We start from the raw sequence: 14,687 nt of genomic DNA, 5'->3' as shown, positions 1-14,687 counted from the left end.
CGAACGAGACACGGGGCCGCAGTGGGCCAGCGACGGCGATCCGCGCATCACCCGCGTCGGCAAGTTCCTGCGCAAAACCCGCCTGGACGAAGTGCCGCAGTCGGTTAACGTGCTGCGCGGCGAAATGAGCCTGATCGGGCCGCGCCCCGAACGCCCGGAGTTCGTCGCCACGCTCAGCCGCACGATCCCCTTCTACCGCACGCGCCATGCGGCCAAACCGGGCATTACCGGCTGGGCGCAAGTGAGCTACCATTACGGCAGTTCCGAGGAAGATGCGCTGATCAAGCTCCAATATGATTTGTACTACATTCGCCACCAATCGCTTGCTCTGGACGTGCTGATTCTGCTGCGCACGGCAGGCAAGATGCTCTCGCTGCAAGGAAGATGATGTCATGTCATGGCGGCGCGTGATGGTGATTCTCGTCATCCTGTATATCACGTTCATTGGGGGCACAGCCGCCGCGCATACCGGCCCTACCCCCGATAGTTTGCGTTTCCTGTTCATCGCCGGGCCGAGCGCCATCTGGCTGGTGGAGATGATCCGGTCGCGGCGCGCCTTCCCGCGCACGGCACTGGATGCGCCGCTGGCGGCGCTCACCGTCTGGCTGGTGCTCACGGCACTGTTCGCGCAGGACCGCCGCATCAGCCTGGAAATGATCTGGCCGCTGCTGGCGCACATCCTGGCCTTTTACCTGCTGGTCGATCTCATCCGGCGCGGGTGGATCGGCCACCTCAAAGCGGGGATGCTCGCGGTGATCGTCGTGCTGCTCGGCATCAGCGCGCTGGAACTGGGACGCTGGTACAGCCGGTGGATCGCCGTGCACGGCCTGAGCGATCCGATCCCGCCGAAGTGGGATCCACTGAGCACCGCGCTGAACATCTCGACCATCGAGGGCAACTACTTCGCCATCCTGATTCCGCTGGCGCTGGCGGCGGCGCTGGCCGCCCGACGCTGGCAGGCGCGCGTGGCGCTGTTTGCGCTGGCCGCGATTCTGCTGGGCGGCGAGATCCTGACTTTTTCGCGCGGGGCGCTGCTGGGCGCGCTGGCGGCACTCGGGGTGATGTTCGCCTTTGGCGTGCTGCGCTGGCAGCGCCGCACCGGGCGCATGGAAACGCTGCTCCAGCCCCGTCTGGTGCTGGGCGGCCTGCTGATCGCGGTGCTGGGCGTGAGCCTGCTGATCGTCGTCTGGTCGGCAAAATCCTCCCGCGCAGACAGCGACATGGGCCGCATCGACACCTGGCGCAGCGCGCTGGAAATCGTAGGCGATCATCCCGTGACCGGCGTCGGCCCCGGCCTGTTCGGGCTGGCGCTGAGATCGTACCGCGATCCGGCCATCGCGCAGGACCGACTCGTCTCCGCGCACGACCTGCCGCTCAACATCGCCGCCGAAATGGGCATCCCCGGCCTGCTGATCGCCGGGTGGCTGCTGGTCCGGTTCGGGCGGCAGTGGTGGCAGGCGTGGCAAGCTGCCGGATCGAAACACCGGATCTGGCTGGAAGGCGGCATCGCGGCGCTGCTGGCCTACTGCACGCACAGCCTTGTCGATGTCTTCCCGCTGACGGCCTCCGTCCTGCCACTGCTGATCGCAGCCGCCTACACTGCCGCCGATCCGCAGCCGGAACCTCAGCCCGCGCAGGTTACCCGGCGGCTGGCGTGGAGCGCGCTGGCGGGCATCGCGGCGTTCAGTGTATGGATCGGGATGCTCGACGTGGCGCAGGGCTGGATGATGCTCAGTCTGCGCAGCATCGAGCACGGCAATCTGGAAACGGCGCTCGATCAGGCCGAGCACGCACAGGCCTGGGATCCGTCGCTTGCGCTCTACGACCTGCACGAAGCCTACGTGTTGGGCCTGCTGGCAAGCCACCAACCCGCCCTGTATCTGGATCAGGCGATTGCGGCGCACGAGGCGTCGCTGGCGGAAGTCCCGAGTTTCGACCTCGGCTGGGCGAATCTCTCCGCGTTGTACACCCAGCGCGGCGATTACGCATTGGCGCGACAGGCGATGGTCACCGCGACGACAATCATGCCATCCGAGCCGTTGTACTGGCTGAAGCTGGGCAACTTCACCCGCGCGCTGGACGAAAATCCCGATCTCGCCGCCGAAATACCCAAGATCTCCTTGCGCGGTCTTTACACCTTTCTGCAGGACGAGTCGATCCCGGCGGACAAGCGGCTGTACGTCGCCGTGCTGGGCGACGCCGGGCGCGAAGCGGCGCAGCTTGCGGCGGAAGTCGATCCCAACGGCGGGTGGTTCTCGCAGCTGGCGCTGGGGCTGTACGAGCATCGCATCGCTGGGGAAGACAAGCTCGCCATGGATTACCTGACGCGCGCGATGGAGCTGCATCCCGTGGACGAGCGCGCCGCGCTGGAACGCGCCGAGATCGAGCTTGCCCACAGCGACCTGAACGGGGCCGAACGAGATGCACGTCAGGCGCTGTTCGTGGACCCACGCGGCGGCGCGGTAGGCAACTATGTCCTGGCGCGGATCGAAGCGCGGCGCGGCGCATCGGCGGACGAGATCGAGACGTACCTGCTCGACAGCATCTACCTTCAGGCGCAGCCGCAGTCTTTCGCCAGCACCGTCTATGCGCGCCGGTCGGGGTTCCGCCCGCTGCCGCAGCTTGGCGCGCTGACGACGAGCTTCCGCGCCTATGACGGCGGCATGGCGCTGGCCCGTTTTTACCGCGCACACGGTCAGGTGGACGACGCACGCGACGTGTATCACATGATGTTGGGTGAAAATCCATTCTTGACGGAAGCGGACGCTGCGCTGGCGGCGCTGCCCGAAAACCGGACCCAGGAGGTCATCCCATGACGCCTCAACCGTCCCCCTCGTTTAACGCGCTGGTTTACGCGCTGGTGCGCGAGATCCCGCCGGGTAAGGTATTGAACTACGGTAAGGTCGCGGAAATGATCGGGATTCCCAACGGCGCGCGCGAAGTCGGCTGGGCCTTGAGCAGCCTGCCGTCGAGCCGGGAGCGCGAGGTGCCGTGGCATCGCGTGGTGAATGCCCAGGGGCGGGTCAGCATCAAGGGATCGCCCCCGGCAGCAGCCGAACAGCGGCGGCGGTTGGAAGCGGAAGGCATCACCTTCGACGACAAAGATAAGCTCGATCTCAAGCAGCACATGTGGGATCCGCTGCCGTGGGAAACCGAGGACATTCTGCGCGCCGCGCGCCAGCGCTTGTCCGACCAGAACAGCGGGTAACGCGCGTAATCGCCGCATAGACCGGAAAAACATCGCGGGGACGTCCTGTACAAGAGCGTCCCCGCGTCGTTTCTGAGTGACCGGTCCCGATTTACTTGAAATGCGGTGGGTGCAGTCGCGTCTCGTCGGTAAAGGGCGTCAGCGCCCCGCGCCCGATGATCCGCGCGCGCTCGAACGGTCCCGCCACGAACTCGACCACGCCTTCGTTGAAGTACCACACGGGGGCCATGCCGCCGTCCAGCTCGACGCGCTCCGGCTCGCCGGAAATCCCCACCACTTCGACGCGCACGCGCTCGTACGGCGGTTGGTACGCGCCGGAGGTGTGCCAGTCGATCACGAATTCGCCGCCCGGCAGAAAGCCGGTCGTAAATGCGGACCAGCGCGCATCGCCGTCACGGTAGGCGAAGCCCTCGCCCGCGTCTTCGTACAGCACGGATTCACCCGTCCCGGCGAACACGCGCAGGTGAAGTTCCTCAAGGGGCTGCTCGCCCACGTACTGCATCACCGGCCACAGTGGAATCACCGACCCGGCGCGCGCGAACAGCGGCAGCGCGTCGAGCGGGGCCTGCACCGTCACGCGACCGCCGCCGCGCAGCATCTCGCCGGATTCGAACGCATACCACGTCCCGGCGGGCAGCAGCACCTCGCGCTGGGTCGCCCCCTCTTCAAGTACCGGCGCGGCCAGCAGCGTATCCCCGACCATGAACGCATCGTCCACGCCGTACAGTGCCTTGTTGCGCGGCTCCATCCAGAACAGGGGCCGGATCACCGGCGCGCCGTTCCGAACGGCCTGCGCGAACGCGGTATACAGCGCGGGCAGCAGCCGGTAGCGCCGTTCGAGCGCGCTGCGCGAAATCGCCTCGACCTGCTCCCCGAAGCTCCACGGCTCCTGATCGGCGGACCCGGCGATGGTGTGCACGCGGAAATACGGCAGCACGCTGCTCAATTCCATCCACCGCGCAAACAACTCCGCGCTCGGCTCCCCGTGGAAGCCGCCCGTATCCGGTCCCGTGAAGGGCAGCCCCGAAAGTCCCATGTTCAGCGCCATGCTGATGCTGAGCCGCAGATGCTCCCAGGTCGCGCTGTTGTCGCCCGTCCAGCTTGACGTATAGCGCTGCGCGCCCGCGTAGGCGGCGCGGGTCATCACGAACGGGCGGCGGTCGGGCCGGTGTTGGAGCATGCCTTCGTAGGTCGAGCGCGCCATCAGCATCCCGTACGTATTGTGCCCGCCCGACACGTGACTGCGCGGGTGCTCATCCCAGTCGTGCACGACGTAATCCGGCAGCGACTTTTCGCCGCCCGGGTTGATCAGCGCCGGTTCGTTCATGTCATTCCACAATCCGGCGAATCCGGCCTGCACCAGCTTACCGACGTGCTCGGCCCACCACGCACGCGTATGGGGGCGGCTGAAATCGGGGAAGTGGCAGCGTCCCGGCCAGACCGGCGCGGCAACGCGCGTGCCATCGGGATATTTCAGGAAAACGTCGCGCTGCAAGCCGTCCAGGTAGATATCAAATTTGCTGTCGGTTTTGATGCCCGGATCGATGATGGCGACCGGCTTGAACCCCTGCGTACAGAGGTCATTCAACAGCGCGGGCATCTGCGGGAAGCGCTCGCGGTTCCAGGTGAACACGCGGTAGCCGTCCATATAGTCGATGTCGAAGTAGAGCGCATCACACGGCAGGCGGCGCTGGCGGAACTGGTGCGCCAGCGTGCGGAATGTGGCTTCCGTGTCATAGCCCCACCGTGATTGGTGGAAGCCCAGTGCCCACACCGGCGGCAGCGGCATATGCCCCGTCAGCGACGTATACGCCGCCAGCACGGCCTGCGGATCGTGCCCTGCCATCAGGTAAAGGCACGCCTCGCCGCTCTCCGCGAAAAACGTCTTTTCGCCGGGATCGGCCTCGCCCAGATCGACCCACCCGCGCGAGGGGTTGTCCCACAGCACGCCGTAAGCCAGATCGGGCTGAAGCCCCATCAGGAACGGGATGCTGAGATACAGTGGATCGCTTCCCAGGCGATACTTAACGAGATCCGAGTTCCAGAATGCGTAGCGCCGCCCGCGCAGATTCAACCCGCTGCCGCGCTCGCCCAGCCCGTAACACGCCTCGCCGTCCGGCAGGCGGCTCGACCACATCACCTGTTCCCCGCGCAGGCGGAAGCCCGCCGTATCCTGCGCGATGAGGCGGCCATCCGCCGCGCGCAGCGTCAGGTGGCAGGCCGCCTTATCGACCTCGCACGCGACCCGTTCGGAGCGCACCACGAGGGTTTGCGGGCTATCTTCGTAGGTCACCGCCACGGGCGCGGCTTCCGCGAACGTCACCGCATACGAAAACGGCAGATCGGCGGTTCCCTCGCGGCTGGCCCGCATCCGCACGACGTCGGGCGTGACGAAATGAATCTCGACGTGTCCCTGCTGTGCGTGCAGCCATACCCCGCCCGGCTGTCGCTCGACGGTCAGCACGCGCCCTAAAGCCTGAAACTCGCCGTGCGGTGAGCGCGATTTAAAACGACGGTTGCGCAGTAGATTACCCAACCGGTAACGCAGCGCGGGGATCAGGATGGGCAGCCCCAACTGAAATTCCGGTCTGGCGAGTATTTTACGGATAGTGTTCAAACGGCCCTCTCGATCTACCAGTGAAGTCCCTCAATCTTCCATGTTATCGCACCTGCGAGCGCCTGAAAACGGGACTTTACTCCATAGATCGCCGGGCCTCTCGTCATGGGTAGGATGCGCCCGGAATACCGTGTTCGGTCGCCGGACCCTCTTGGGCCCGGAGCCGCCGCCACACTCGGCGGAAGCCCCAGACCACCGCGATCAGGACCAGGATGCCGCCGACACCCTTGGACGCTCCCACAAGGAGGTAAAACGCCGAAAATCCCGCGATCAACGCCAGCCGGTCCCGGTCGTTCCAGGCCGCGCCGTTGCCGGACCAGCGCAGCACCAGTAGGAAGGCGATCAGATCCGCCGCCGCGACGAAGGCGACGGTCGCGGGCCACGGCGGGAGCCACGCCGGATCGAGTTCCGGCAGCACGAAGACGGCGACGAATACGGCGGTCGTGTTCACGGTGGCGACCACGCCGTACCGCCGCGGCGCGCCATCCGATCCGCTGCGTGGAGGCAGAATCCGCGCCGGGACAAGTCGCGCGGCGGCGATCAGCGCGGCGATGGCGCTCACGGTAAACACGAGTGCGGGCAGCGGCGGCGTAAACGGGTTGATCAGCACCAGCACCGGCAGCCACAGCCCCAACCCGAGGAAGCACCACCCCAACTGGCGATCGGTCACCCACGACTCATGCCGCCGCGCCGGGAATAGGATCTCCGCGAGAACCACGCTGCATAGAATGCTGATCGTGAGGTGGAAATGCAGCAGCACCGCCAGATACGTCCAGACGACGCCCTGCCAGAAGCTGTAATCGCGCAGCGCGCCGAGTTCGGCCCAGTCCGGGTCCCACACCGACCGCGCGACCAGCCCTTCCTCATAGAGTCCGTAGGCCAGCCCAAGCAGCACCAAGCTGAACCAGCCCTTGCCCCAGCGCACCTTTAATTCGCGGCAGATGATCGCGCCGCATCCGTATGGCAGCGCCGACAGCACAAACGACAGCGGGTTGATGAACTCGAACAGCGTTTGGTGTGCCGAAATGAGTTCCCCGAAGATCGGGCCTAATAACAGCAGGGCCAGCGCGGGCGACATCCGGCCCAACTGTGTGTCGAGAGATTGTGTAATACGGGTCATGCCAACACCCCCTGACACTCGTCTCTACGGTTCTATACGCAGGGGCCGCCAGCGTGTTGTATGCATGTCACCGCTTGCAGCCGCGTACAACATACGGAGGCTGCGCGCGTTTCCCCGCCCGGCACGAATCCCGGGTGAAGTGACAGTGCGCGTTGCGTCGAGTGGCTTTAGCCACTATTGACGTTTTAGCCACGCAGGTATATTTAAAGTGCACAATAGACCAGTTACAGACACTTAATAGGCTGATTAAATGTGCCGGAGAAGACTATCCAAGGACAGGCAGAAATGAGTATGGTTTGGCCTTCGCGCTACGCCGCGCGAATGGAAAACATGACCAGCTCCGTGATCCGCGAGCTGCTCACATTCACCCAACGTCCCGAGGTTATTTCATTCGCGGGCGGGCTGCCCGCTGCCGAATACTTCCCTACGCAGCGAGTTCAAGAAGCCTGCGCAAAGGTTCTGAAAGAGCAGCCGGGCTACGCGCTGCAATATGGACCGACCGAAGGCTACCTGCCCCTCCGCGAGATGATCGTGGAGTGGATGTGCGCCAACAACAACCTGTGCATCACCCCGGACAATGTATTGATCACCTCCGGGTCGCAGCAGGCGCTCAGCATGTTGGGCGCGCTGTTCCTTGATCCTGGCGACCGCATCCTGGTCGAGCAGCCCACCTACATGGGCGCACTCCAGGCGTTTACGCTGTATCAGGCGGCGTACGCGGGCGTACCCACCGACGACGACGGCATCTGTACGGACCAGATCCCTGAGGCGCTGCGCCAGAACCCGAAGTTCATGTATATCCTGCCCAACTTCCAGAATCCGGCGGGCGTGACCATCAGCCGCCAGCGCCGTCTGGATCTGGTGCAGTACAGCCGCACCAGCGGCGTCCCGATCGTTGAAGACGACCCGTACGGCGCGCTGCGCTACGAGGGCGAGGATCTGCCCGCCATCATCGCGCTGGATGCGGAACCCGCAGGCGAAAACGGGCACACCTATGACGGCAGCGTGATCTACCTGAGCACCTTCTCCAAGACGCTCACGCCCGGCCTGCGCGTGGCGTGGATCGTCGCGCCGAAGATCGTCATCGACCGGCTGGTGCAGATCAAGCAGAGCATGGACCTGCACACCAGCACGTTCAACCAGATGATCGTGCACGAAACGGCACGCGACGGCTTCATCGAGGAGCACGTTCAGACGCTGCGCAAGGTCTACCGCCAGCGGCGGGATGCCATGCTCGGCGCGCTGGATCGCTGGGCTCCGCCGGATGTCACCTGGACGGAACCGGAAGGCGGCCTGTTCCTGTGGATGAAACTGCCCGAAGGCAGCGACGACACGGAAATCTTCAAGGCCGCCATCGCTCAGAACGTCGCGTTTGTACCCGGCAGCGCGTTCTTCACCAGCGATCCGCAGCCGACGGCGCGCCTGAACTTCTCGTGCATGCCCGAAGATCGCATTGACGAAGGCATCAAGCGCCTGTGCAACGTGATCCGCGAGTGCCAATCTCTACCGACATCTTAGACGCACTGGAGCATCGTAGATGGGCTGGCTCAGTTTATACGAACCTAAAAAAGTCACTGCCGAGGAAGCTGTAAGCGTCATCAAGTCCGGCTATCGCATCTTCCTGACTGGCAACTGTTCGGTTCCGCAGCACCTGATGGAAGCGCTCAGCCTCCGCGCGCCCGAACTCACGGGCCTGAAGCTCATCCAGGTTCTGACCATCGGCAAAGCGGACTATGCGAAGCCGGATTTGGCGACCCACCTGCGCGTGAACTCGCTGTTCATCAGCGCGAACGTCCGGAGCGCCATCAACGAAGGCCGCGCCGACTTCACGCCGGTGTTCCTGTCCGAGATCCCGGAGCTGTTCAAGTCGGGGCGGCTGCCGCTCGACGTGGCGCTGATCCAGGTCTCGCCGCCGGACCGCCGGGGCTACTGCTCCTACGGCGTGGAAGTGGGCGTCACCAAAACCGCTGCCGAAAGCGCCAAGATCGTCATCGCGGAAGTCAACCCGCGTATGCCGCGCACGTTGGGCAACAGCTTCATCCACGTCTCGAAGATCGACTACGTGGTCGAGGTCGATTACCCACTGCCCGAAGTGGTTATGGCCGTCTCATCCGAAGAACAGGACGCCATCGCCAATCACCTCGCCGCGATCATCCCCGACGGCGCGACGCTGCAAATGGGCATCGGCGGCATCCCCGACGCGGTGCTGAAGAAGCTGCACAACCACAAGCATCTGGGCGTGCACACCGAGTTGTTCTCGGACGGCGTGGTCGATCTGGTCGAAGCAGGCGTGATCACCAACGAGCGCAAGACGTTCCACCCCGGCAAGATCATCGCCGGGTTCGTCATCGGCACGCAGCGGCTGTACGACTTCGTGGACGACAACCCGATCGTCGAGCTGCACCCCACCGAGTACGTCAACGATCCGTTCAACATTGCCAAGAATCGTAAGATGGTCTCGATCAACTCGGCCATCGAAGTCGATCTCACCGGGCAGGTCTGCGCGGATAGCATTGGCCCCTCCTTTTACTCTGGCGTAGGCGGCCAGGTGGACTTCGTGCGCGGCGCGTCGCGCAGCGAAGGCGGCATGCCGATCATCGCCATGCCCAGCACGGCCAAAGGCGGCAGCATAAGCCGCATCATGCCCACCCTGACACCCGGCGCGGGCGTCACCACGTCGCGCAACGACGTGCACTACATCGCCACCGAATACGGCGTGGCCGATCTGTACGGGCGCACCATCCGCGAGCGCGCGCAGCAGCTCGTCGAGATCGCGCATCCCAAGTTCCGTGCAGAACTGGCCGAAGCCGCCGAGAAACTCTATCACGTCCCGCAGTTCTTCGTGCCCGATTTATCTGTATTGGAGTAGCCAAACGCGAAGGAGACTGGTTGATGCCGAAAGGCCGGATCACGATCAACGAAGATCGCTGCAAGGGCTGCGCGCTGTGTACCATCGCCTGCCCGCAGGGAACCATCATGCTTGCTACCGACCGTGTGAACGCAAAAGGCTATACCCCGGCCCTGCTGGTTGATCCGCAGGGCCGGTGCACCGGCTGCGCGCTGTGCGCCGTCGCGTGCCCGGATGTTTGTATCACCGTATACCGCAGCGTCCCGAACCCACAGGCCGCCGCGACAGTATGAGGAGCGGTCACGTATGTCAGTGGAGCTGCTGAAGGGTAACGTCGCCCTGGCCGAAGCGGCAATCCGCGCAGGGGTCGAAGCCTATTTCGGCTATCCGATCACCCCGCAAACGGAGCTGCTGGAGCACATGGCGAAGCGTATGCCTGAGCTGGGCCGCGTCTTCGTCCAGGCCGAAAGCGAAGTCGCCGCCATCAATATGGTCTACGGAGCGGCATCAACCGGCGTCCGCACCATGACCTCCTCGTCCAGCCCCGGCATCAGTCTGATGCAGGAGGGCTTCTCCTATATCGCCGGGTCGGAAGTGCCCTGCGTGATCGTAGACATCATGCGTGGCGGTCCCGGCCTGGGCAACATCCAGCCCTCACAGTCCGATTACTTCCAGGTCACCCGCTCCGCCGGACACGGCGACTATCACCCGATCGTGCTCGCCCCGGCCTCGGTGCAGGAAGCCATCGATCTCATGACGCTGGCATTCGATTTGGCCGATGAATATCGCCATCTGGTGTTTGTCGTAGCTGACGGGCTGATCGGGCAGATGATGGAACCAGCTACGCTGCCGCCTATGCAGCCGATCCGCACCGAAAAAGCAGATTGGGCGCTGACCGGCGCCGAGGGCCGCGAGAAACGCATCATCACCTCGCTGGAACTCACCGCGCCCGAACTCGAAGCGGTCAATCTGCGCCTTCAAGACAAGCTGCAAACGATCCGCGAAACCGAACAGCGCTGGACCGAGTTGTGGACGGACGACGCCCGGTTGATTGTGGTGAGCTACGGCTCGGCGGGCCGCATCGCAGAAACAGCGGTGCGCCGCGCGCGCGAAGAAGGGCTGAAAGTCGGCCTGCTGCGCCCAATCACCCTGTGGCCGTTCCCGGAAGATCGCCTGTCTGCGCTGGCCGATCAGATCGACGCGTTCCTGGTGGTCGAAATGAACGCCGGGCAGATGTGGGAAGATGTGCGGCTGGCCGCTGGCGGACAGGTTCCGGTAATGTTCGCCGGACGTATGGGCGGTATGGTCCCCATGCCAGAAGAAATTTACGAAGCGATCCAACAACTAGTAGAAAAACTCCCCGAATGTCCGCGATAGGGAGGTTAAAGAATCGATGTGTGCGGTATCTATGATTGAACAAGTCGAAGAAAAAGTTGTTTACCAGCGGCCTGACTCGCTGTCCGACGTCCCCACCCACTACTGCCCGGGCTGCACGCACGGCGTTGCGCACCGGCTGGTAGCGGAAGTGCTCGACGAGCTGGGCGTGCGCGGGCGTACCATCGGCGTGTCGCCGGTGGGCTGCGCGGTGTTCGCGTACAAATACTTTAATGTGGATGGGGCAGAGGCCGCGCATGGCCGCGCCCCGGCGATGGCAACCGGCATCAAACGCACGCTGCCCGATCATGTCGTGTTCACCTACCAGGGCGATGGCGACCTTGCCTCGATCGGGCTGGCCGAGATCGTGCACGCGGCGACACGCGGCGAAAACTTCACGACCATCTTCATCAACAACGCGATCTACGGCATGACCGGCGGGCAGATGGCCCCGACCACCCTGCCCGGCCAGCGCACCACATCTTCGCCGCTGGGCCGTGACGTCGAGCTGACCGGCTTCCCGATCCACATGGCCGAGATGCTCAGCGCCGTGCCGGGCGCAGCGTACATCGTGCGGCGCTCGCTGCACAACGTCAAGGAAATCAACCGCGCCAAGAAGGCGATCAAGACCGCGTTCCAGGCGCAGTTGGCGGGCCTCGGCTTCTCGATGGTCGAACTGCTGTCGAGCTGCCCGACCAACTGGGGCATGACGCCAGTCGAAGCGCTTGAGTGGGTCGAAGACCACATGATCCCGGTGTACCCGCTCGGCGACTTCAAAGTGCTCGACGCCTTACAATCCGTGGCGAAACGGTAGGCGATGATGCACGAAGAACTCATCTTTGCAGGCTTCGGAGGACAGGGCGTGCTGTTCGCCGGTCAGCTTCTGGCCTATACCGCGCTGGCCGAAGAAAAACACGTCACCTGGATTCCTTCCTACGGGCCGGAGATGCGCGGCGGGACGGCGAACTGTACGGTGATCGTCAGCGACGATCCGATCGGCTCGCCCGTCAGCCAGCATCCCAGCATTGCGGTCGTGTTCAATCACCCGTCACTGGACAAGTACGAAGAATTCATCCGCCCCGGCGGGCTGCTGGTCGTCAACTCATCGCTGACGATGCGCGAACCGGAACGCGACGACATCGACTGTGCGCTGCTGCCCGCCACTGAGCTGGCGAATCAACTGGGCAATCCGCGCGTCGCAAACATGATTCTGCTCGGCGCGCTGTTGGTGCACCGGCCCATCGTGACGCAGGCGACGATCGCGCGCACCCTGGCGAACAAGCTCGGCCCGGCCAAAGCGGACCTGTGCGCGCTCAATCTGCGCGCGCTGGAACGCGGCATGGCGCTGGCCCAGGGGGATCCCGCGTAAAGAGGTCATCGTAGGGACGTGCATGTATCGTTCCTACAAATCCTGCCAGGTTTTCGGTCGCCCCGTTTGCAAACGGCGCGCAGGGTGAGGGTTGCTCGTGCGGGGCAGCGCCCCACGATCCGGCACCTGTCGTTCACAACACAATCGCACAGACGAACCGCCGGGCGCTTGTTCTGCGCCCGGCTTCGCAGTACAGTAACGCGCAAACATAGAGAGCGTAGACAAAACCCATCATGGCCGATACTCCTAACTTTGAAGGCTTCGTATGCCCGCTGCCGCTGCGTGACTACCCGCAGATCGTGCTGGGACATGGCAGCGGCGGGCGGCTGTCCGCCGAACTCATCCAACACCTGTTCGTGCCGCTGTTCGACAATCCCGCCCTGTCCGGCCTCAACGATCAGGCCGTGCTGACGATTAACGGCGCGCGGCTGGCGTTCACCACCGACTCTTTCGTGGTGCAGCCGCTGTTTTTCCCCGGCGGCAACATCGGGTCGCTGGCGGTGCACGGCACGGTCAACGATCTGGCAATGAGCGGCGCGCAGCCCTTGTTCCTCTCGGCGGGCTTCATCCTCGAAGAAGGGCTGGCGATGGACGACCTGGGCCGCATCGCCACATCGATGGCGGCGGCCTGCCGTGACGCGGGCGTGCAGCTCGTCACCGGCGACACGAAGGTCGTCAACAAGGGCAGCGGAGACGGCGTATTTATCAACACGGCGGGTATCGGCCTCGTGCCGGACGGCGTAAACATCGCCGCAGACCGCGCCCGGCCCGGCGACGTAGTGATCGTCAGCGGCACGGTGGGCGATCACGGCATGGCGATCATGTCCGTGCGCGAGGGGCTGTCCTTCGAGACGGAACTCGTCAGCGACAGCGCCCCGCTGCATACGCTAGTCGCTGCGATGCTGGCCGCCTCGCCGGATATTCACTGCCTGCGCGACGCGACGCGCGGCGGCGTGGCGGCGGTGCTCAACGAGCTCGCGGGCCAGTCCCAGGCAGGATTCGAGCTGGATGAAACTGCGATCCCCGTGCGTCCGGCGGTGATGGCCGCATGTGAAATGCTCGGCATGGACCCGCTATACGTTGCCAACGAGGGCAAGCTGGTTGCAGTCGTGCCTGCTGCCAGCGCAGACGCGGTGTTGGACGCCATGCGCGCGCACCCGTTGGGCGCGGACGCAGCGATCATCGGGCAGGTGGTCGAGGCCCATCCCGGCATGGTGCTGGCGCGCACCGCCATCGGCGGGCGGCGCGTGGTCGATATGCCGCTCGGTGAAATTCTGCCGCGCATCTGCTAGTGTTGACCGGCTAAAAGTGCCCGTCCAGGGGGAAGCTGCATGACGGACGCGCAAACGTTAATCCGCGAGGGAGTCGCTGCCATCCGCGAGCGGCAGGATCGCACCGCCGGGCGCGAACTGCTGGTCCGCGCGCTGAAGCTCGATCCGCGCAGCGACATGGCGTGGCTGTGGCTGGCCCACACCACCGACGATCTGCGCCAGCAAGCGACCTACGCGGAGCGGGCGCTGACGATCAACCCCAACAATGCCTACGCGCGCGACCTGCGCGATCGCCTCCTGGTTTTGCAGAACCCATCGGCTCCTGCGTCTGGGGTCATCCGACCGCTCAATGCCGGTACCACGGCGCTCGCCCCCGCGCAGGAGGCCCAAATCCAGGCGCTGCTGGACGAGGCCGAAGTACGTCAGGCCTCCGGCGCTGTCGAGGATGCCGTTGCGCGGTGGGAAGAAGTCCTTGAGATCCAGCCGGACAACGAGATTGCGATCCGCAGCGCCATCGGCCACCTGTGGCGGCTCGGAAACCCCGACGACGCCAAAGAACTGATTGGCCGCGCGCTGCTCAGCGGGACGAATACGCCGTCCATCTACCTGACCGCGCTCGACATTGCGGAGCGTGAAGGCGACGAAGACGGCGCGGCGCGGCTGCGATCGCGCATCGCGGTGCTGCCGGACATGGAAGAACAGGCGCTGGCGGCGCTGGTGAACCGTTACAGCCAGAATGCGCAGCCCGAACGTGCCGCCGCCTTTCTGGAACAGGCGCTCGCCGTGCACACCACCTACCAGCCGCTCATGGTGCGCCTGGGCGACCTTTACAGCAGTCTGGGCCACGTGGACGATGCGCGGCGCTGGTACGAACAGGCCG

At 64.6% G+C, this 14,687-nt stretch carries 13 protein-coding genes; 11 read left to right on the top strand and 2 right to left on the bottom strand.

All coding sequences use genetic code 11. From position 1 onward, the window contains the following. The 3 genes from V7116_RS22315 to V7116_RS22305 all read left to right on the top strand — a co-directional run. A partial coding sequence (locus V7116_RS22315) for a sugar transferase (protein ID WP_324394197.1) occupies positions 1–388 on the top strand: 388 nt, incomplete at its 5' end. A gap of 4 nt (positions 389–392) precedes the next feature. Continuing rightward, positions 393–2,816: an O-antigen ligase family protein gene (locus tag V7116_RS22310; protein ID WP_324394196.1), complete on the top strand. Its 2,424-nt coding sequence runs from the start codon at positions 393–395 to the stop codon at positions 2,814–2,816. Continuing rightward, complete coding sequence (locus V7116_RS22305) at positions 2,813–3,208, top strand: MGMT family protein (protein WP_324394195.1); 396 nt, start codon at positions 2,813–2,815, stop codon at positions 3,206–3,208. The genes V7116_RS22310 and V7116_RS22305 overlap by 4 nt, the downstream gene beginning before the upstream one ends. A 91-nt stretch (positions 3,209–3,299) precedes the next feature. Here the strand turns inward: V7116_RS22305 and V7116_RS22300 are convergent, their stop codons facing one another. Together V7116_RS22300 and V7116_RS22295 are read right to left on the bottom strand one after the other, a co-directional pair. Then, entirely contained in the window at positions 3,300–5,825 is a 2,526-nt protein-coding gene (locus tag V7116_RS22300; RefSeq protein WP_324394194.1) for a glycoside hydrolase family 31 protein, read from the bottom strand. A gap of 103 nt (positions 5,826–5,928) precedes the next feature. Continuing rightward, positions 5,929–6,945 carry a hypothetical protein gene (locus V7116_RS22295; protein WP_324394193.1) on the bottom strand — a complete coding sequence of 339 codons (1,017 nt, stop codon included), beginning with the start codon at positions 6,943–6,945 and terminating at the stop codon, positions 5,929–5,931. Positions 6,946–7,230: 285 nt separating this feature from the next. On the opposite strand from V7116_RS22295, the gene V7116_RS22290 reads away from it, so the two are divergent. From V7116_RS22290 to V7116_RS22255, 8 genes are all read left to right on the top strand, one after another. Further along, complete coding sequence (locus V7116_RS22290; RefSeq protein WP_324394192.1) at positions 7,231–8,463, top strand: aminotransferase-like domain-containing protein; 1,233 nt, start codon at positions 7,231–7,233, stop codon at positions 8,461–8,463. A 19-nt stretch (positions 8,464–8,482) separates the two neighbouring features. After that, positions 8,483–9,814, top strand: a complete 1,332-nt coding sequence (locus V7116_RS22285) for an acetyl-CoA hydrolase/transferase family protein (RefSeq protein ID WP_324394191.1) — start codon at positions 8,483–8,485, stop codon at positions 9,812–9,814. Between the two features lie 23 nt (positions 9,815–9,837). Beyond that, positions 9,838–10,086: a 4Fe-4S dicluster domain-containing protein gene (locus V7116_RS22280; RefSeq protein WP_324394190.1), complete on the top strand. Its 249-nt coding sequence runs from the start codon at positions 9,838–9,840 to the stop codon at positions 10,084–10,086. Between the two features lie 13 nt (positions 10,087–10,099). After that, the gene (locus tag V7116_RS22275) at positions 10,100–11,170 is read left to right on the top strand and encodes a 3-methyl-2-oxobutanoate dehydrogenase subunit VorB (RefSeq protein ID WP_324394189.1); all 1,071 of its coding nucleotides are present in this window, start codon (positions 10,100–10,102) and stop codon (positions 11,168–11,170) included. A 31-nt stretch (positions 11,171–11,201) separates the two neighbouring features. Further along, the gene (locus tag V7116_RS22270) at positions 11,202–11,981 is read left to right on the top strand and encodes a thiamine pyrophosphate-dependent enzyme (RefSeq protein WP_324394188.1); all 780 of its coding nucleotides are present in this window, start codon (positions 11,202–11,204) and stop codon (positions 11,979–11,981) included. A gap of 6 nt (positions 11,982–11,987) precedes the next feature. Further along, positions 11,988–12,536: a 2-oxoacid:acceptor oxidoreductase family protein gene (locus V7116_RS22265; RefSeq protein WP_324394187.1), complete on the top strand. Its 549-nt coding sequence runs from the start codon at positions 11,988–11,990 to the stop codon at positions 12,534–12,536. 233 nt (positions 12,537–12,769) lie between these two features. Continuing rightward, positions 12,770–13,828, top strand: coding sequence for a hydrogenase expression/formation protein HypE (gene hypE / locus V7116_RS22260; RefSeq protein ID WP_324394186.1), 1,059 nt, complete (start codon positions 12,770–12,772; stop codon positions 13,826–13,828). 39 nt (positions 13,829–13,867) lie between these two features. Beyond that, the coding region (locus tag V7116_RS22255) for a tetratricopeptide repeat protein (RefSeq protein WP_324394185.1) at positions 13,868–14,687 on the top strand (820 nt) is incomplete at its 3' end.

This window comes from Aggregatilinea sp., assembly GCF_036822615.1.
In the GTDB taxonomy this organism is placed as follows: Bacteria; Chloroflexota; Anaerolineae; order Aggregatilineales; family Aggregatilineaceae; genus Aggregatilinea.
Note: the sequence above shows the minus strand (reverse complement) of the source record. Positions and strands in the feature narration are given on the sequence as shown.

What these genes read in the sequence shown, in the direction of transcription:
- V7116_RS22310 (WP_324394196.1), top strand. Translation starts at nt 393, where the DNA reads ATGTCATGGCGGCGCGTGATGGTGATTCTCGTCATCCTGTATATCACG.
- V7116_RS22305 (WP_324394195.1), top strand. Translation starts at nt 2,813, where the DNA reads ATGACGCCTCAACCGTCCCCCTCGTTTAACGCGCTGGTTTACGCGCTG.
- V7116_RS22295 (WP_324394193.1), bottom strand. Translation starts at nt 6,945, where the DNA reads ATGACCCGTATTACACAATCTCTCGACACACAGTTGGGCCGGATGTCG.
- V7116_RS22290 (WP_324394192.1), top strand. Translation starts at nt 7,231, where the DNA reads ATGAGTATGGTTTGGCCTTCGCGCTACGCCGCGCGAATGGAAAACATG.
- V7116_RS22285 (WP_324394191.1), top strand. Translation starts at nt 8,483, where the DNA reads ATGGGCTGGCTCAGTTTATACGAACCTAAAAAAGTCACTGCCGAGGAA.
- V7116_RS22280 (WP_324394190.1), top strand. Translation starts at nt 9,838, where the DNA reads ATGCCGAAAGGCCGGATCACGATCAACGAAGATCGCTGCAAGGGCTGC.
- V7116_RS22275 (WP_324394189.1), top strand. Translation starts at nt 10,100, where the DNA reads ATGTCAGTGGAGCTGCTGAAGGGTAACGTCGCCCTGGCCGAAGCGGCA.
- V7116_RS22270 (WP_324394188.1), top strand. Translation starts at nt 11,202, where the DNA reads ATGATTGAACAAGTCGAAGAAAAAGTTGTTTACCAGCGGCCTGACTCG.
- V7116_RS22265 (WP_324394187.1), top strand. Translation starts at nt 11,988, where the DNA reads ATGCACGAAGAACTCATCTTTGCAGGCTTCGGAGGACAGGGCGTGCTG.
- hypE (WP_324394186.1), top strand. Translation starts at nt 12,770, where the DNA reads ATGGCCGATACTCCTAACTTTGAAGGCTTCGTATGCCCGCTGCCGCTG.